16 protein-coding genes are annotated in these 19234 nt (G+C 46.3%); 5 read left to right on the top strand and 11 right to left on the bottom strand.

The features are described 5' to 3' along the window. Nucleotides 1-192: 192 nt before the first annotated feature. A complete protein-coding gene (locus tag ACH6CZ_RS06285) occupies nucleotides 193-813 on the bottom strand; it encodes a hypothetical protein (protein WP_374096578.1) in 621 nt (206 codons plus the stop codon). Nucleotides 814-895: 82 nt separating this feature from the next. Next, nucleotides 896-1759 carry a DegV family protein gene (locus ACH6CZ_RS06280; protein ID WP_374096577.1) on the bottom strand — a complete coding sequence of 288 codons (864 nt, stop codon included), beginning with the start codon at nucleotides 1757-1759 and terminating at the stop codon, nucleotides 896-898. 157 nt (nucleotides 1760-1916) lie between these two features. Between ACH6CZ_RS06280 and ACH6CZ_RS06275 the strand changes: the two genes are divergently transcribed. The 4 genes from ACH6CZ_RS06275 (at nucleotide 1917) to ACH6CZ_RS06260 (ending at nucleotide 8450) form a co-directional block, all read left to right on the top strand. Continuing rightward, on the top strand, nucleotides 1917-2978 hold the full coding sequence (locus ACH6CZ_RS06275) for a saccharopine dehydrogenase family protein (RefSeq protein ID WP_374096576.1): 1062 nt from the start codon (nucleotides 1917-1919) through the stop codon (nucleotides 2976-2978). 272 nt (nucleotides 2979-3250) lie between these two features. Beyond that, nucleotides 3251-4687 carry a DASH family cryptochrome gene (locus tag ACH6CZ_RS06270; RefSeq protein ID WP_374096575.1) on the top strand — a complete coding sequence of 479 codons (1437 nt, stop codon included), beginning with the start codon at nucleotides 3251-3253 and terminating at the stop codon, nucleotides 4685-4687. A gap of 261 nt (nucleotides 4688-4948) precedes the next feature. Then, nucleotides 4949-6580 (top strand): L-lactate permease, encoded by a 1632-nt coding sequence (locus tag ACH6CZ_RS06265; protein WP_374096574.1) that lies wholly within the window; start codon nucleotides 4949-4951, stop codon nucleotides 6578-6580. Nucleotides 6581-6875: 295 nt separating this feature from the next. After that, a complete protein-coding gene (locus tag ACH6CZ_RS06260) occupies nucleotides 6876-8450 on the top strand; it encodes a sensor domain-containing diguanylate cyclase (RefSeq protein WP_374096573.1) in 1575 nt (524 codons plus the stop codon). Between the two features lie 528 nt (nucleotides 8451-8978). Here the strand turns inward: ACH6CZ_RS06260 and ACH6CZ_RS06255 are convergent. Together ACH6CZ_RS06255 and ACH6CZ_RS06250 are read right to left on the bottom strand one after the other, a co-directional pair. Continuing rightward, nucleotides 8979-9152: a CxxH/CxxC protein gene (locus tag ACH6CZ_RS06255; protein ID WP_374096572.1), complete on the bottom strand. Its 174-nt coding sequence runs from the start codon at nucleotides 9150-9152 to the stop codon at nucleotides 8979-8981. A 196-nt stretch (nucleotides 9153-9348) separates the two neighbouring features. Beyond that, nucleotides 9349-10554, bottom strand: coding sequence for a S1C family serine protease (locus ACH6CZ_RS06250; protein WP_374096571.1), 1206 nt, complete (start codon nucleotides 10552-10554; stop codon nucleotides 9349-9351). A gap of 195 nt (nucleotides 10555-10749) precedes the next feature. Here ACH6CZ_RS06250 and ACH6CZ_RS06245 point away from each other — a divergent pair, with 195 nt between their 5' ends. Beyond that, nucleotides 10750-11712: a glutaminase gene (locus ACH6CZ_RS06245; protein WP_374096570.1), complete on the top strand. Its 963-nt coding sequence runs from the start codon at nucleotides 10750-10752 to the stop codon at nucleotides 11710-11712. 429 nt (nucleotides 11713-12141) lie between these two features. On the opposite strand, the gene ACH6CZ_RS06240 is transcribed toward ACH6CZ_RS06245, so the two are convergent. The 7 genes from ACH6CZ_RS06240 to yycF all read right to left on the bottom strand — a co-directional run bounded on the left by ACH6CZ_RS06240 (nucleotide 12142) and on the right by yycF (nucleotide 19177). Further along, entirely contained in the window at nucleotides 12142-12738 is a 597-nt protein-coding gene (locus ACH6CZ_RS06240; RefSeq protein WP_374096569.1) for a peroxiredoxin family protein, read from the bottom strand. Beyond that, nucleotides 12735-13142, bottom strand: a complete 408-nt coding sequence (locus tag ACH6CZ_RS06235) for a hypothetical protein (protein ID WP_374096568.1) — start codon at nucleotides 13140-13142, stop codon at nucleotides 12735-12737. Before ACH6CZ_RS06235 ends, ACH6CZ_RS06240 begins: the two co-directional genes overlap by 4 nt. Nucleotides 13143-13630: 488 nt before the next feature. Then, a complete protein-coding gene (locus ACH6CZ_RS06230) occupies nucleotides 13631-14428 on the bottom strand; it encodes an MBL fold metallo-hydrolase (protein ID WP_374096567.1) in 798 nt (265 codons plus the stop codon). Between the two features lie 6 nt (nucleotides 14429-14434). Beyond that, a complete protein-coding gene (locus ACH6CZ_RS06225) occupies nucleotides 14435-15292 on the bottom strand; it encodes a two-component system regulatory protein YycI (RefSeq protein ID WP_374096566.1) in 858 nt (285 codons plus the stop codon). Beyond that, nucleotides 15279-16610, bottom strand: a complete 1332-nt coding sequence (locus ACH6CZ_RS06220; protein ID WP_374096565.1) for a YycH family regulatory protein — start codon at nucleotides 16608-16610, stop codon at nucleotides 15279-15281. The genes ACH6CZ_RS06225 and ACH6CZ_RS06220 overlap by 14 nt, the downstream gene beginning before the upstream one ends. Then, nucleotides 16607-18460, bottom strand: coding sequence for a cell wall metabolism sensor histidine kinase WalK (walK, locus tag ACH6CZ_RS06215; protein ID WP_374096564.1), 1854 nt, complete (start codon nucleotides 18458-18460; stop codon nucleotides 16607-16609). The genes ACH6CZ_RS06220 and walK overlap by 4 nt, the downstream gene beginning before the upstream one ends. A 6-nt stretch (nucleotides 18461-18466) precedes the next feature. Beyond that, nucleotides 18467-19177, bottom strand: a complete 711-nt coding sequence (yycF, locus tag ACH6CZ_RS06210) for a response regulator YycF (RefSeq protein ID WP_374096563.1) — start codon at nucleotides 19175-19177, stop codon at nucleotides 18467-18469. Between the last annotated feature and the right edge of the window lie 57 nt (nucleotides 19178-19234).

The raw sequence follows: 19234 nt of genomic DNA, 5'->3' as shown, positions 1-19234 counted from the left end.
GGGAGTGGCTCCCTGGGCGTTTTTTGAGGACCCGACCGGATGGGTATTTATACCCGAAGTGGCGAACATGGTGGGTTGAGCGTCGAACCAGCGGGGTTAAAGCGCGAACACCACAGGTTGAACGCCGAACCCGGACGCGCAGAACGCGAAACGCCCGGGGGATACGCCGAACCCCTCCCGCATCACCATCCATCAAAACGTAATCGGCACACTCCCCGCATCCTCAAACACATCGATCACTTCCCACTTATACATCTGAACCGCGCTCAAGATCGCGCGCCTTGTCTGGTATTCGCGTGAATTGTAAGGAACGGTAATCGACGTTTCTCCATCTGAAAACGTATAGGACAGCACTGCTGAGTTGCTTTCATCTACAAGCCGCGTGACTTCCTCTACGTCATCCCAGGCGATACGCTCTTCTGAAAACGTCCAGAACGAGTTGCCAGTTACGCCGGTTTCGTCTAAAAATGCGTAGTGGTAAATGGAGAGCGCGAACAGTGGGAGTGCGAGTGCCAGCATGAAGACGTGCAGGCCTGCGAATTTGTAAGTGGTTTTCTTTCGCTCTGAATACATTTTGGTAAACAGGAATGACAGTAGGACAACCGCGATCCAGATCATGCCTGCACCGAAGCCCATATAAGCTGCTGACGGGCGCAGGAATGACCAGTGATCATAGGAGAAAAACAGCATATCCTGAAGGAACATGACAAGAATGCCAGGTAAGAAAAGTGCCGTTAAGATTAATAAAATGGCGGTGGTTGAGATGTATGGCATCATCGTATCTGAATCTGAATTGCGGATTTTATTGAACATAAAAATACCTCCGGGCGTTCGTCTACTTCGTTTTACGAATAGAGTTCCCCAGAGGTTTCAAATTTTGACAATTTTCTAACTGTTATTTTTCCATAAAGAACATCGAGATGCCACCCGGTCCTACGTGGGTACCGACTGCGACACCCATTTGCATGACATAGATCTCGCCTGCAAAATCAGTTTCTTCCTGCATTTTCACCTTTAAGCTCTCAGCAACAGCTGCATCTGTCGTATAGCCGATGATGACAAATTCAGTCTGCTCAGGATCATTACGCTTTTTGAATTCCTCAACGTAATGCTTCAGCACTCTTTTACGGCCGCGTTCCTTTGCGACAACTGCTCCCTTGCCGTCCTTCATCGTCATCACAGGCTTTAGCATAAGCAGTTTTCCAACCATTGCACTCGCGTTTGAGATCCGCCCGCTTTTAATCAGGTGGTTCAGGTCATCAACTGACAAAAAGTGCTTCACGTTTGTTTTATACTGTTCGTTGAAGCCAACGATTTCTTTAAATGATGCGCCTCTTTCACGCAGCAGCGCGCTTTTCAAAAGCAGCCAGCCGCTTCCGTGACTCATACATTTAGAATCAATGACCTGAATATGCACAGGTGAAGTTGGATGCTCCTCGTAAAAGTAATCTTTGGCTATTTCAGCAGACTGATACGAGCCGCTCGTCCCGCTCGACATACAGATACATAGAATATGCGTATGACCTGCCTCAACCGCTTCATCCATTATTGCCAGATACTCAGCAGGGCTTGGTGCACCGGTCGTCGGAAAATCTGTGAGATCCTCAAGCATCTTGAAAAATGTATCCGGATCAATTTCAACTTTATCTTTATAGGACTTGCCGTCAATATTAATCTTCAGTGGCGCAGTGCTGATATCGTACTTTTCAAGTACCTCATTTGACAGATCACATGTTGAATCAGCCATTATTTTAATCATAGTATCCTCCAGTAAACGCTTGATGTTCCTCTATTGTAAGCCATTTCAGGGGATAAAAGTAATTTAGTTGCGTATTTCAACTATATTTGTGACGGCTTTTAAAAGGTAATGTTTGCTATAATGATCTACAATTCGACTGTTGAAAGGATGAAGCGATATGTCAGCATGGATGATTTACGGAGCAAATGGCTACACAGGTGAGCTCATTGCACGCCAGGCAGTGCAGGACGGCATGACCCCGGTACTTGCCGGACGAAATGAGGAAGCGATCAGCAGGCTTGCGGGTGAGCTCGGACTGGAATCGCGCGTGTTTTCGCTTGATGACCCGGGAACAGTGACCAAGAACCTTGAAGGAATGGAGATCGTCTTACATTGCGCCGGCCCCTTTTCAAAAACAAGCCGTCAAATGATCGAGGGCTGTCTCACTGCAGGCGCGCACTACCTTGATATCACCGGTGAAATCGGCGTTTTTGAAATGATTCATGCGCCTGAGATGTCGAAGCGTGCTGCGGATAAAGGAATTGTTCTGTGCCCGGGTGTCGGGTTCGACGTCATTCCGACTGACTGCACCGCGCATAAGCTGAAAGAGCTCATGCCAAACGCAGTCTCGCTCTCACTCGGATTTTCATTTTTAGCAGGCATGTCACCAGGCACAACAAAAACGATGATCGAAGGACTTTCAGGCGGCAGCGCTGAGCGGAAAGACGGGAAGATTGTGCCGTTTCCAATGGGCACTAAAAAGCGGACGCTCGACTTCGGTAAAGGTCAGCAGCCGGTCACAGCGATTCCGTGGGGTGATGTCTCGACTGCGTACTATACGACGAAAATTCCAAATATCACGACATGGATTCCACTGTCTGAGCGGCAGATCCGCGGCGCACGCGTGATGTCACTTTTCGCACCGGTACTTGGCACAAAGCCTGTCCAGAAGCAGCTGCTGAAATGGGTTGACCGCTCCGTTAAAGGACCGGATGAACGCGCGCGGGAGAACGCACCTTCCTATATTGTCGGTGAGGCAAAAGCTGAAGACGGGCGGACAGTGACGGTGCGGATCAAAACGACGAATGCTTATACATTGACTGCATTTGGGTCACTGGAAGTTGTGCGGCGGATGCTCGGACGCGATCTGCCTTCAGGAAGCTTTACGCCGGCCGGTCTGTTTGGGTCCGGGCTGGTGGAGTCGCTTGAAGGATCGGGTGAGTTTGAGGTTGTGGAGTAGATGGTTTTGACCCGGGGTGTGGGACCCCGGGCTTTTTTTGTGAGTGATGAGGCGGGTCTTTGTGCCTGATTTCCGGGACGGGTGGTGAAATTTCCAGAACCTCTGGGGTAATGTCATGAACACCAGTAGTTATTTTCGGAACAACACACATAATCTCCGGAACATCACGAGTAAACTCCGGAACTCCCCTCCGCCAAACCGACCCAAACTTCCTTCCACTCCCCTATTCTTTTACAATATTCCTAATACATTTATCAAAAGGAGCGAATCCAATGGATATTGCAGCTGTATGGTTCAGAAACGATCTGCGGACAATTGATCACCAACCGCTCAGGCGTGCGGTGGCAAGCGGACTGCCGGTTGTGGGCGTGTATGTATTTGACCCTGAGATGATGCGCGAGACTGAGTATGGATTTAAGAAAATGGAGAAGTTCCGCGCTGCATTTATCAGGGAGAGTGTGGCGGATCTGCGCAGTGAACTTAAAGAGCTGGGCATCCCCCTTTTCGTGCGCATCGGAGACCCGGCGGAGGTTTTTGCCGCGCTGAATGAGCAGTATTTTGTGAAGTGTCTGTATCTGCATGAAGAAATCGGCAGTGAGGAGCAGACGGCTGAGCGCCGCGTGCGTCAGGCGCTGCAGGCAAAGGTGTCGATTGATCACGGGCACAATCTGTATGACCCGGAGGATCTGCCTTTTGACTCTTACAGCGTGCCAGATACTTTTTCACAGTTCAGAAAGCGGATTGAAAAGAACGATGTGCTGATGCGTCCTCCACTTTCAAAACCTTCAGCTTCAGCTAAAAGGGTGGAGCTTGATGAAGGTGAAATTCCTTCATTATCAGCGCTTGGGTTTGATGAACTGGATGGCCCGCTCCGTTTCCGCGGCGGGATGAATGAAGGATTGAAGCGTATCGCACACTATTTTTTTGAATCTGATCAGCTGCGCGTATATAAGGAAACGCGGAACGGCATGTTGAAAGAGGATGATTCATCCAAACTTTCACCGTGGCTTGCACACGGCTGTCTGTCGCCGCGAATGGTGATGGATGAGGTGCGGCGCTATGAGGAGGAGCGGGTGAAAAACAGCTCGACGTACTGGCTGTATTTTGAATTGCTGTGGCGCGATTATTTTCACCTGGTGCACAGACGTTACGGTGATGATTTGTTTGCTGCATCCGGCCTGCGCGACCGGACGCCGCCGTGGGATCGTGATGAGGGGTTTGAGTCAGCGTGGATGAACGGGAAAATCGGGTATCCGCTTGTGGATGCTGCAATGCGGGAGCTGCGCCAGACCGGGTTTATGTCGAACCGGGCAAGACAGAATGTGGCGAGCTTTCTGACGAAGAATCTCGGGCTTGACTGGCGGATTGGTGCAGCGTGGTTTGAGTCGCTGCTGATTGACTATGACGTGTCGAGTAATTATGGGAACTGGCTGTATCAGGCAGGTGTCGGGAATGACGCGATTCAGTTCAGGGCGTTCAATGTGGTGAAGCAGGCATATGATTATGATCCGGACGGGCATTATTTGCGTACGTGGCTGCCGGAGCTTCGGCGCGTGCCGGGGAACATGATATTTGCGCCTTATAAAATGTCTTATGAAGGGCAGCAGGCGACAGGTGTTGTGATTGGGCGGCATTATCCGGCGCCTGTGGTGGATTTGTTTGAGTCGGTGGAGCGGAATAAGGTGAGGTTTTTGGATGTGATGAAGTAGAGATTGGAGGGTGAGTCTTTGTACCCAAAGCGTCGAACATGTGCGGTTGAACGTCGAACATGGCTGGTTGAAACGCGAACCAGCCATGTTGAGTGTTGAACCACCTCCCATGAAACGCGAACAGCAAGTATCTAACGTCGAACCACACCGCCGCATCACCTTCCCTAAATAAAATTGTGAAATTTTTCACAAGCATAACCTTCCTCCTACAAAAAACCTGCTATACTTAAAGTATCTTACAACCCGATAAGGATGATTCTGATGACGTTTTTGCAAATGCTGACTGCTTTAACCCCTGTTTTAGCTGTGTTTTTGTTTTTGGTCATTTTAAGACTTCCTGCAACAAAGGCGATGCCGATCAGTCTGGCGGCGACTGCTGTACTGGCGTTTTTCATCTGGCAGGTGCCTGCGATTCAGATTTCTGCTGCAATCATTGAGGGACTGATCATTGCGGTTTCGATTATGTGGATTGTGTTTGGCGCGATTTTATTACTTAACACGCTGAAAAAAAGCGGTGCAATGGATTCGATCCGCAATGGTTTTACACAGATCACCGCTGACCGCCGCGTTCAGCTGATTATTATTGCGTGGCTGTTCGGTTCATTTATTGAAGGGGCTGCTGGCTTTGGGACGCCGGCTGCGATTGCGGCGCCGCTCCTTGTCGCGCTTGGCTTTCCACCGCTTGCTGCTGTTGCACTCGCACTCATTGCCGACAGTTCTGCTGTTTCTTTTGGTGCAGTTGGGACACCGATTATTGTCGGGGTCAACCAGGGACTGAATCAGGGAAGCTCACTTGCGCCAGTCGTGCAGGAAGAGCTTGGTGGCGCTGCAATCGGTCCGTATTTGCAGGAGGTTGCAAGTACGGCTGTTTTCATCGATCTCTTTATCGGAACATTTATTCCACTTATTTTAGTGATCATGCTGACCCGCTTTTTCGGCGAGAACCGTTCATGGAAGGAAGGCTTTCAGATCGCACCGTTTGCGATTTTTGCAGGACTCGCATTTACTGTTCCGGCTTTTACCGTCGCCACCTTGCTCGGGCCTGAATTCCCGTCCATTATCGGAGGACTTGTCGGGCTAATGATCGTCGTACCGACTGCGAAAAAAGGGTTTCTTTTACCGAAAACAGCTTGGGATTTCGCTGTGGCTGATCAGATAAAAGCTGACGCGGTTGCTGCTCGTATGCCGCTATGGAAAGCATGGCTCCCTTACCTGATCGTCACTTCACTTTTAGTGCTGACGCGAATTGACGCGCTCCCGCTAAAAGGATGGCTGCGCGAGATTCAGATCGGCTGGCGCAATATACTCGGAACAGAAATCACGACGTTTTTTGAACCTTTTTACTTACCCGGCACGATCTTTATAATCGCTGTACTGCTGACCGCATTACTTCACGGTATGCGTGTGAAAGCTGTAGGCAGTGTGTTCAGTCAGTCTGTAAGAACAATGGTTGGGACCGCGATTGCGCTTGGGACCGCTGTGCCAATGGTGCGGATATTTATCAATTCAGGTGTGAACGGCGCGGATCTCCTCAGCATGCCGCTTGAGCTGGCGGATTTCGTCTCTGCCGCTGCCGGGACGAACTGGCCGCTCGTTGCCCCGATCATCGGCGCACTCGGGTCTTTCATCTCAGGCAGCGCGACCTTCAGCAGCATGATGTTCTCACTGTTTCAGTTCAGTGTTGCTGACCAAATTAGTGCTGACCCGCAGATTGTGCTCGCGCTGCAGGTGCTTGGCGCCAATGCCGGAAATATGATTTGCGTGTTAAATGTGGTCGCTGCTGCGTCTGTTGTAAATTTGCCCGGTAAAGAGGGAACAATTATTCGGATGACGCTCATTCCGATGATGTTTTACGTGACAATGGCAGGTGTGATTGGGTTTATTCTTTTATAAAGCGAAAGCTGTCCGCATGGTTCGGGCAGCTTTTTGGTGGAGTCATTGTATCCGATTTCCGGAACAGGGTGTGAAATGTTATGAACCACCGTGAGAATGTCGGGAACTACACGCTTTATTTTAGGAACCACCTATGTAATCTCCGGAACAGCTGCTATCATTTCCGGAACCACTCTTCCCACCCCTAAAATTTTAAAGTTTCAAACAACTTTTACGTGCTGAATTCGAAGGATTATGAGATACTTATATTATCAAAGAGGAACTTAGACCTATTTCACACAAAGGGTGTGATGTGATGAGAGAATTGCTGATTTACATGGCGTTATATTTACTCCCAGCCGGTATGATGTTTTATATGGCAGCAGATGTGCTGTCACGTAATTTCAGGCGGACCGAAAACCTTTTATTAAGTGCTTATATCGCTTGTTACGGAATTCTATTTGCGACTGAATTCATTCGTCAGCAGGTTGACATCGCTTTCAGCCCATTTCTGATCACTTATGTATTTGGAAATGCAGGGTTATTGATTTTGTGTTTATCCATTCATTTCATTATTAAAATCACTGGTGTAAATGAAAAAATACCTTCTTTTTTATATCCATGGGTGCTCTATATACCTGCACTTCCTGTTCCACTGACACTAATCTTTCAAACTAATTTTACAAACAGTACAGTATTTGAGCGCGAAGGTTTGTTTATCTATCCTGAGTTCAATTTATCCTATCTGATAACGATGTCGACTGGATTGGCCCTTTCTTTTTTTATTATCTGGATGCTCCATCAGCTTAGTAAAAAAGCTGTTGCACCACAGCAGCAGAAAATTATCAGCCTGTTGATCGTTGTCGCTATTTTAGTGCAGGTCTGGAATACCGTCTTCGGAATTTTTGAGTTTAGAGGTATATTACCACCTTATCCATATATTTATGGCGGCATTATCTGGATTGGTGCACTAGCTTATGGGATGAAAAAGTTTGATTTTCTTACTTCTTATCACAAACGTTTCTCTACCTTGCATGAAATTAATCCATCTCCTATTTTACTGATTGACCGTGGGGGTATCATTGAAAGTGCAAACCCGGCTGCGCTGGAACTATTAGGTGAAAGCAGTATAAAAGGAAAACAGTTCACTGATTACCTTTCGGATGACAGAAAAGAAGGAGCCCTGCAAAGGTTTCAGTATATGTTTGACCGCGGGGAGCGAATCAGTCAATATGAATCGAGGATAGAGACTGAAAAAGGTGAAAAAAAATATGTTCTAATCGATGGAGATTTCGTGTTTGTAGAACACAACCTTTATATGCTATGTATTTTAAGGGACATTCAGCTTTATAAAGAAGCAGAAGAAACCATACGTTTCCTTGCTTATCACGATACACTTACCAAGCTTCCGAATCGTCGCGCCTTTTACGAAGAAGCTGCAACAGTTCTAAAAGGCTATCAGACTACGGCGATGCTGATTTTGGACCTTGATGACTTTAAATCAATCAATGATACTTTTGGTCATCAGACGGGGGATGAATATCTAAAACACGTCGGTGAAATATTAAAAGAAACAGTGAGTGATCACGGGCTGGCTGCGAGGGTAGGCGGGGATGAATTTTTTGCCTATTTACAATGTGAAGGTGAAGATGAGTTGAAGCAGTTAATTTTTCGATTAATGAAGCAGTTTGAGAAAAATCCCTACTGGTCACAAAACACGCCGCTTGAGGTCAAATTCAGTCTTGGTATTAGCTGTTATCCGCATCATGGAACAAAGCTTGAAACGCTCATTCACAAAGCAGATCAGGCAATGTACAAGATCAAACGCAACGGAAAAAATGATTTTTATATATGGAATGAAGACCTTGAGATTTCTAAAAGCTCGAGATAAAAAAGCCATTTCCGTGGGCGGAGATGGCTTTTTTGTGTGCGAGCGGGTAGGCGTTGGGCGGGTGGTTTATCTATCACCTATCTATTTTTATCTATGACCTTTTAGATGATTTCCATCATTTTTTCGTTTTATTGATCTACGCTTTTCTCTGGATCCAGCTCCAGCAGGCAGGTCCTCGAGTCATAAGCCACAATGAGAAAATGGGGAAGGTCACCCATTTCTCTCATTGCGTCTTATGCTTGTCGGACCTAAACGCCTGCTTACACTTTTCTCTGGATCCAGCTCCAGACGCTAGCTTTTCGGGTCATAAGCCTGGTATCGGCAAACGGGAAGATCACCCGTTTTCCGCTCACTGGCTTATGCCCGTCAGAGCTGAACGAGCGTCTTCCACCTTTCTATTTGTCCACTGTGGATAGATTTTTGTCGTTTTGCGTCTGTTGCACTTTATAGGTTATTCGACCGTTATAAACAGGTTATCCCCAAAAGTTATACACATATCCACAATAACTATCCACATTTCGTATGAGATCATTTGTTCTCCACAAGATATATGGCTGGTTCATCGCAGTATTCACACTTTGTGGACAACTCTTGTTGGTTATCCACTGTCTTTAAAAGAGGGACTTCCTCTGTTTCGTCGATCAGCACATCGAGAGCTAATTCGACATGTTCTTTACAGCAAAATATGCGCAAATGTGTCACCGCCTTTTAGATTGATTGTATCATGAATGGTTTTAACGCAAAAAAATAGCAGGAGCGTGGAGGGCTCCTGCTGAAAATAGGCTTAAGAAATAGAGTTTTTTCTGTAGTTTGTGTGGACTTGACATCTATGTGAACTCCCATTGGAGGAGATTATTTTTGATTTTAAGATTGAGGAGCCGTTCAGCCCCTCAATGTTTTATAACTGTGAGTCATCTGTCAGAGTCATTGTCACTTCAACCATTTCACCGTTTCGGTACACTTTTACCTGCATGTCATCGCCTACGCTCTTTTCAGTATAAAGATGCTGGCGGAGTTCCATGCTGTTGTTAATTTTTTCACCGTCCATTTCAACGATGACATCCATATCTTCCAGTCCTGCGTTAGCTGCCGCAGAGTTTGGTACGACGCGTTCAATGACTACGCCTGTTTTAACTTCTTCAGGAAGATTCAGCTGTTCCTGCTGATAGACTGCCGGTACGTTAGCAAGGTCGAATAGTGTGATGCCCATTGTCGGGCGGTCGACTTCACCTTTTGTTTCAAGATCTTCAATAATCGGCTGAGCCATATCAATTGGAATCGCAAGACCGATCCCTTCTACTGAAGACTGCGCGATTTTCATTGAGTTAATACCGATTAGCTGTCCCTGACTGTTAACAAGAGCACCACCTGAGTTACCAGGGTTGATCGCTGCGTCTGTCTGAATGACTTCTGCCTGCCAGTCAACCTGACCATCCTGGTTGATATCTACTGGAATGGTACGTTCAACGCCTGAGACAACACCTGTTGTAACAGATCCTGAGAACTGAAGACCAAGCGGGTTACCGATTGCAATAACAGGCTCACCAGGCTTTAGTGCCTGTGAGTCTCCGAATTCAGCGACTGTGTCTACATTTTCACCGCTGATCTGAAGTACAGCAAGGTCTGTCCACTGGTCGCCGCCAAGAACGGTTGCTTCTTCCTTCGTTCCATCAGCAAGTGTCACTTCTACCTGATCACTGCCTTCAATCACGTGATAGTTTGTCACGATAAATGCGCTGTCGCCTTCTTCTTTATAAATGACACCGGACCCTGTTCCAGCTTCCTGAGCTTCACCTTCCTGACCAAACATACCGCCTCTGGCCTGAAGGTTTGTGACACCAACTACTGCATCTCCGGCTTTTTCAACAGCGGCTGTGACGTCTGAAGATACGTCATAGGATATTGGCTGTGATTGTGTAGCCTGTTCTGCTGTATCTGAGTTGCTTACTGTTGAACTGCTTCCCCCATCAAACATTGGGAATGCCAGCGCAACGATTAAAGCACCGACAATGACACCCACAAGACTTGAGAAGAAATATCCTGCCTTGTTTCCGCTTTTTTTATTGGATCGTTCTAAATTTGTATGATCATCGTAATAACCCATTCATCATTCATCCTTTCGTGTGTGATCTCTTCTATGATTTACAGTATAGAGCGCGAAGATGAAAATCAGATGAAAAAATGCTTAATGTTTTAAAAAAATTGTACTAAATGTGCTTAAGGTGCATTTTTTTAGACGGTTAAATTTTAAATGTAAGGGGAAAAGACTAATACTGAATGTACGATAGGAGGCTGTGAGATGAGAAGTGAAGAAGTGTATGAAAAGCTGAAGCAATGGGTTGAAGATAACCGCTCACATACAATGCTCGGGGAGCCAGCACAATACATACCGGCGCTCGCGAATCAGGACCGTGAACAGCTGGGCATCTGTATTATGGATATTGACGGTGATACGTATAAAGCTGGTGAATGTGACGTGACATTTACGCTGCAGAGTATTTCAAAGATCATCAGCTTTGTTGCACTCTGTCATTTTAAAGGACTGGACTTTGTACTGGATAAAGTGGATGTTGAGCCAACTGGTGAATCATTCAATTCGATTATTCCGTTTGAAATCCATAGGCCGGGTAAGCCGTTCAATCCGCTGATCAATGCAGGCGCCATTACGGTTGCCTCTATGCTGCCTGGTGACACAGTTAAGGAAAAATATGAGCGTTTTCTGCTATTTGTCGAAGGGATGATCGGCCATCAGCTCAAGCTTGATCAGGAAGTGTATGATTCCGAATGGAAAACCGCTCACCGGAATCGCGCGCTTGCCTATTATCTAAAAGAATCCAATCTGCTTGATCTTGATGTGGAGGAGGCACTTGATATCTATATCCGCCTTTGTGCCATCTGCATCAGCCTTGAGGATTTAGCAAAAATCGGACTTGTAATTGCGCATGACGGCTATGATCCAATTGAAGAAAGACAGATCTTCAGCCATGACGTGGCCCGCATCGCAAAGGTGCTGATGGTCACATGTGGCATGTACAACTCATCAGGAAAATTCGCCGCACATGTCGGTATCCCGGCAAAAAGCGGCGTCTCAGGCGGCATCTTAGCATCCGTTCCGCCAAAATGGCACTCACCTGAAAAAGCATTCAGAAAAGGCTGCGGTATTGCCGTATTCAGCCCGGCTATTGATGTAAACGGGAACAGTGCAGCAGGAACCATGCTGCTGCGGCAGATCTCGGAGGAGTGGGATTTTAGTATATTTTAAGCAAGAAAAGTGGAAGGCGCTTGCTCAGCTCCGACAGGCATAAGACGCGGAGCGTGAAAAGGGTGCACTCCCCTTTTTCGCTCCGTGGCTTATGTCCCGAGGAGTTAGCGCCTGTAGCTGGACACATAGAAAAGCGGAAGCGCCTTGTTCAGACCCGATGACCTGCCTGCTGGAGCTGGACACCATTAGAAAAATAGTCTCACTGCCAGCCCCAGCTGGCAGTTTTTTTGCGTTTTTCGACTAGGTCAAATTACACTAAACGTCGAAGATTGCCTGATAAGTGGCGAACGACACTTGTTTTGCGTCGAACACAGCACGTTTAACGTCGAACTTCAGGTGTTTACCGTCGAACATCACCCTAATACCCGCGAACCACAACGCCACCGCAAAAATAAAAACCGCCCCCACAGGCGGTTTTCCACTTCACTCTTACAATTCCCCCATCATATCAACCATCATATCCCGATCCATCGGGCCCATCAGCTTGCGCTGAATCACGCCTTCTTCATCAATCAGATATGTGGTTGGGATGGTAAACGCCTGAAATTCATCGCCCAGTACACCTGATTCATCAAGTAAAACCGGGAATGTCAGGCCGTAATCATCAACAAATGACTCAATTTTATCCATTCCGTTATCCTTACTGGTCAGGTTCACAGCGAGAATTTCAACGTTCTGATCGCGGGCTTCATTATCGTAGTAGTCCTGCATATGCGGCATTTCTGCGATACAAGGCGGACACCAGGTTGCCCAGAAGTTCAGGATGACTTTTTGTCCGCGGTAGTCTGCCAGGTTGACGACTTCACCATCCAATGTGGAGACCTCCACGCTCGGAACAGTGTTGCCTTCTTTTACAGCCCCGCTTGATTCAACAGGGGCTGCACTTTCATTATCAGCAGGGGCCACCGCATATTCTTCCTGAAGCGCCTGCAGTTCCTGGCGTTCTTTTTGATCGTTCATGACATTAACAATTAGTACGGCGACTAACACGCCGACTAATCCAAGGGCTAGTATTCGTGGAATCATGGTTGCGTCCTCCTTGTTGTGAAAAACCAGACGGCTGCGCTGATCACCCAGTTATAGATGAGTCCGGTTGTAATGAAATCGCCATTTAGCGAGAATGTGAGCCATTGAAGTGCGAGTATCATCAGCATTGTAAGCCATGGTGCTTCTTTTAAAAGGCGGCTGTTTTTCGGCCAGATAAAAATGAGTAGTATGAAAAATACGCCGGCCAGTACAGCGTCGATCATGGACGCAGCAGTCAGTACCAGCTTTGACGCTTCAGTCACAGTTAAAACAATGAGCCAGGCCGGGAGCCAGTAAGCATTGATATCAGGCATTTTACGGCTGTAAAAAAATAGCTGCAGCAGGACCGCTGCGACAGCAAGCAATAATCCTAATTCGCCGCCATTGTAATACAGAATGGACATGGGCGCTTTTATAATATACTCAAAATAGAAGAGGATACTTGAGAACTTCCAGACGAGTACGAATGTATAAAACAGGTTTGAGACCTTTGATGCTAAAATTTTATCTGACTGCCAGATGCGGAACCAGGCAACAGCAAATGAGATCAGCAGCGCGATTTGTGTAGATGAAATAATGAGCGCGCGAATATTATACCATTCGATTTCATACCCCTCCTCCTATTTTCTCCTTCTATCAGTCTACTTGATTTGTACGAAAAAGGGCGGGAATTTGCCTGATGTCACAAAGGTGTTGAAAAGTGGGTAGTGCTGCGGACTAGTTCAAATTACACTTTTCTGCGAACCATCGTGTTTTTTCTAAGAACCACGGCTGGTTTTCTCCGAACATGCCCCGCGATTCTATGAACACCGCCCGCTTTTCCACGAACATCACCACATTTTCCACGAACGCCCCCTCCCAAACCAAAAAAGCACCACCCTATAGGCAGTGCTCACACAATCTTATACAGATCCGTCGGCGTTTTTGCGTCTGTATCGTAAAGGTCAAATGTCTCTCCAACCTTTAATCCGCAGCCTTCAAGCGTCTGTGTGACGCTCATTCTCGCCAGGTCTTTCATATTATTATCCTTTGATAAGTGAGATAGATAGATTCGCTTCGTGTTATCTGCGACTACTTCACTCATGGCAATGGCAGCATCTTCATTAGAGACGTGGCCGACATCGCTGAGGATCCGGCGTTTGATGCTCCATGGATAGCGTCCCATTCGCAGCATGCCTACGTCATGATTGCTTTCAAACACGTATGCATCAGCGCCTTTAATGATGCCTTTCATCCGGTCACTGACGTAGCCTGTGTCTGTCATCACGACGATTTTCTTCCCGTTTTCATGAAACACATAAAACATTGGCTCTGCCGCGTCATGTGAGACGCCGAATGATTCGATATCCAGGCCGCCGAATGTCTGGACCGTTTCCATTGGAAAGATAAACTTCTGATCGCTGTTCACATTTCCAATGAGCGGTTCCATGGCATGCCACGTTTTCTCGTTTGCATACACAGGCAGGTTATAGCGGCGGGCAAGGATGCCAAGCCCTTTGATATGATCGCTGTGCTCGTGTGTAACCAGAATGCCGCTCAGGTCTTTAACTGAACGGTCAATCTGGCTGAATAACCCTTCCATCTGCTTGCCGCTCAGGCCCGCATCCACTAAAAAGGAATGGTTGTCATTTTCGATAAAAATCGCATTGCCTGTACTGCCGCTTGCCAGTACACTCATATGCATTGTCATATTGCTTCACTCCGCAGTTTCGTCGTCTTCCTCAAGCTGTTTGAAATCCAGATTCACCTGCGACATGTCATAAATACTGCCGTCTACAGCATTCATGAAAAGGTCTGTACGGCTTCCGTCTTCACTTTCAATCGTCATTTTCCATGTAGGCGTCAGAACCTGCGTGATTCCTTCATCTGAATCACCGGTTGACTGCTGTACAAATAACGGATAATAACCAAGTTGAAGGTCGACTGCCGTTGAGTTTGGCTGAATCAGGTTACGATCATAAAAGGTTTCAAGTACAGCTCTTGGTTCTCTAAGCTGCTGTTCTTCTGTGAATTCCTCTAATGAAGTCAGGTACGTCTGTTCATAAGCGATCGCTTCATTCTCTTCATTCAGTTGAACGGCAATTTGAGCATTCAGATTATAATAAAGCGTTAAATCTTGATACGTCTGAAAATAGATCAGCTGATTATCTTCCTCATCGTAATCCCAGAATGTGTACTGGTCTCCATTGATCACAAATTCCTCTAACAGCTCATTCAATTCTTCAGGATTTTCAGGATCTTCAAGCGCAATTGGCTCATCGAGTACAGACTCAAGTATCTGACCGTCCCGGATGGCTGCTGTCTGCCCTTCAAGCTCCTGCAAGTCTGAGTTGATAAAACGATAATATTCAGCGTTCAGATAAGGTCGGCTGTCCTCAACATCCGGCAGCTCTCCTAATGTGACATTCTCATCAGCGAGCCGCTCCGTTGTTGAAAGATCGCCAATGGTTTCAAGCTGACTATCTTCGTACTTTTGAATAAACAGGATAAAGAGGAATATATCCAGGATCAGAAAGACAACGATAAAAATGGTTTTCGTTTTACTCCAATCCAACCGGATCCCCTCCTCCTATAACCGGTACTCTTGCCCAGCTGTCATTATATTTGTAGTACCAGACGGGATCAAGCGTATAGGTATTGTCATTTGAGTTTTTTGTCATATAGTAGCCTACTGTCACGTCCTGCAATTTCTCCGGATCGTAATCTTCTATACTTTCGATGGCTTCAATCGCATCATAACCCGATCCGAGAGATACCGTATCATCTTCATTCGGAAACTCTACCTGTATGGACAGGAACGAGCGGACATATTGATGGATTCTTGTTTCTCCCCACTCCTGGTATATATCTGCAGCCCCGTTATCGTTAAATACAGGCAGCCCCTGCACGTGCATTTTGTAATCCACCTGCTGATTCATGGCATCGAGTTCATAAAGATGATAATCATCCACCCATCCCTCGTGCTCATTAACAAAGCGTCTGCTCTTTTGAAAAAGCTCTCCTGACCGGCCGACAGTTGACATTTCTGCTGATGGGTTCACATAGCTGAGCGTATGATGGTTCCGGTCAACCTCCATCAGATTCGATGACTGATCAAAATACTGATCACGTGCAGCACCGAACTGATTCAACGTGACAGCATCAGGATCCTGGAATAGCGCCCGTCTGAATAGGTTGATATCGATCGTACTCATTTTATAAAGGTATTTGATATACTCCCTGCGTTCGACAGGAAGATGAATGATGCGATCACCTGCTTCATGGGCAAAATAAGGAGTAAAGGTCGAAGCAGCATTCGATACCACCACATTATTCAGATTTTCAAGGTAAGTCGCGTCTACCCTGCCTTCATACACTACACGGTTATCGTAATGGACAAAATAAATTGTAAACGGTGCATCCTCCTGCCCGGACAGATCAATAACAACGCGGTCAAATGCATCCTCCGGCAGGCTGCTGTTCTCAAACGTAATAATGTCACGGTAAGCGGTGAACGGAACGTCTGCAGGATACATTAATTCAATACGGTTCGAACCGTGTACAATGTCCTTAAATTCCGCTTCATCAAATGAAAAATTCTGCTGGATGTTATAAACATTCCATTCCTGCATTAGTGATGTCAGTGTGGCAATATTATTTTCATCAGTGGTCCCGCTCACTGCTACCTCACCATGTACGAGAAAACGTGATGGCTGAATCAGGTCAGCAGTCGTGCGTTCTTCAGCAATTGACACATTTTCAACTGTGGTTTGAGATTCATCATAAGGCTCACTCGCCGGCTGATAAGACCAGACGTTCCAGGTAAGCAGCAGACTTAACACCACCAGCAGCGACAGTAAAATTGATTTTAATAACTCCATTCTTTTCATCATGCCCATTCATCCTCACTTTCCGGATCATATGGCAGTGTGAAATAAATGGTTGTCCCTCTTCCTTCCACACTTGAAGCCCAGACCTGACCGCCGTGGGCAGTAATCATCTCTTTTGCGATCGCAAGTCCAAGTCCTGTACCGCCAAGCTGTCTTGTTCTGGCTTTATCCACACGGTAAAAACGTTCAAAAATATTTTTCAGATTTTCACGCGGAATGCCGACTCCCTGGTCTGACACGCTGACAACTATTTCTTTCTCACGTTCTTTCAACTCCACCTTAAATCCGATCTGTCCGCCTTCAGGTGAATACTTAAGCGCATTTGAAATAATATTATCAAGTACCTGCGTCATTTTATCTGTATCAATTTCAACATATACAGGATCTTTTGGCAGCTTCACTTTAAATGACACGTCCTGGGAACGCCCCATATCAAAGCGATCAATGATACGCTGGTAAAATGCAATGAAATTGACCCACTCTTTATTTAGACGGTAATCACGGCTATCCATTTTAGAAAGCTGAAGCAGATCATTCACAAGACGAATCATTCGTTCAGTTTCTGTTTGCGTTGTATTCAGAAACTGCGGCGCAATGTTTTCATCCTTCCATGCCCCTTCAGCCAACGCTTCAAGGTAGCTGCGCATTGTCGTAAGCGGTGTCCGGAGTTCATGGGACACGTTCGCAACAAACTCACGGCGTTCCGCATCAATTTTCTCCTGCTCTGTAATATCATGCAAAACAGCGATCAGTCCGCTGACAAAGCCCGTTTCTTTTTGAATCGCAGAGAAATTGGCACGCAGAATATATGGCTTCGCCTGCGTACCAAAGTTTAAAATCAGTGAATCACTCTGACTTGAAAGATCTTCAAAAGAGTACTCATCCTCAATGCCAAGCAGTTCAGGCAGTGACATTGAAAGCACTGTTTCACGTGAAACATTCAGCATACCAGCTGCCGGATCGTTAATTAAAATGACCCGTCCTCTCCGGTCAGTCGCGATTACGCCGTCTGTCATATAGCTGAGTACACTTGAGAGCTTCCGCTTTTCCGCCTCAGTGGTTACACGGGCTTCCTGCAGTCTTTTTGTTAAGTTGTTAAAGGTAATAGCCAGCTGACCGATTTCATCATGGCCGTATACTTTAACTTTCCTTGAGAAGTTTCCTTTTGCCATATCGACTGCATGACTTCTCATATCTGCAATTGGTCTGGTGATCGTTTGTGCAAGCAGAACACCTAGAATCGCTGTAATGACAAGTGAAATCGCAGTCCCACCGGCGAGGATCCCATTAATCTCATCCATCTGGGAGTACACATTTTCAATTCTTGATTCAATGTGGATCGCTCCGATTACATCACTTCCTGAGACAAGCGGAATCGCAAGCACCCACATCCTGTCTCCGCTTTCACGGTCCACATAGGTTTCATTCAAGTTATTCGGAGGGGGTCCTCCTTCGATAAACATCCGCTGCAGCAGCTCATTATTCATCCGCTGCCCGACAACCGTCTCATTATTATCATCTGATGTGCCAAGCACCCGGTTTCTTGCGTCGATAATCCGTACTTCCTCGATATCTTCAGAATTAAGTCCACCCAGTAATACTTGGATGGACTCTTGCAATGAAGGTTCATCATCTGAACGCTCACCCGACAGATCAGCATCAATTTCTTGCGTAATGCTGTATTCAAGCGGGCTCATACGTTCCTCAATCGACGATTTGAAGTTTTCGAGAAGTTTTTCCTCCAGCTCACGCACGAAATAAACGCCAATAATCTGCATGGCTAGTGCGATCAAGAGTACGTATATCAACACAAACTTTAAATGGATAGATTGAAAGAAATTAACCTTCCGCATTTATTTCTAATCCTGATCCGGATTTCTCAGGTAGTAACCGACGCCGCGGCGCGTCACGATCCATAATGGGTGACTCGGATTGTCTTCAATCTTCTCACGCAGACGGCGAACCGTTACATCGACCGTACGTACATCGCCGTAGTAGTCATAGCCCCATACCGTCTGAAGCAGATGTTCACGTGTCATGACCTGTCCGATATGTTTTGATAAGTAATGAAGCAGCTCAAATTCACGGTGTGTCAGTTCAATTGTCTCACCGCGTTTTGTTACCATGTAAGCATCCGGGTGAATGGTCAGGACGCCTACTGTAATTTCATTTGTCAGGTTCTCTTCTTCAACCTGTCCTTTTAATGCCTGGTGACGGCGCATATTCGCTTTTACACGCGCGACAAGCTCACGCGTACTGAACGGCTTTGTCACGTAATCATCTGCTCCAAGCTCTAGACCGAGGACTTTATCAATCTCAGAGTCTTTCGCTGTCAGCATGATAATCGGCATTTCGTAATTTTTTCGTACTTCGCGGCACACTTCCATGCCATCTCTTCCCGGAAGCATAATATCAAGTAAAATTAAATCAGGCTTTACTTCTTCCACTTTTTCAAGTGCTTCGTCACCATCATATGCACAGTGAACTTCGTAGCCTTCTTTTTTCAGGTTAAATTGTAGTATATCTGCAATTGGCTTTTCATCGTCGACGACTAGAATCTTTTTGTCCATCATGTGATTCTCCTTTTAACTCGTAATCATTGCGTGTTATATAGTCTTATAGTAAAT

Source organism: Jeotgalibacillus sp. JSM ZJ347, from assembly GCF_044383825.1.
GTDB lineage: Bacteria > Bacillota > Bacilli > Bacillales > Jeotgalibacillaceae > Jeotgalibacillus.
This window is presented reverse-complemented; position numbering and strand designations above follow the sequence as displayed.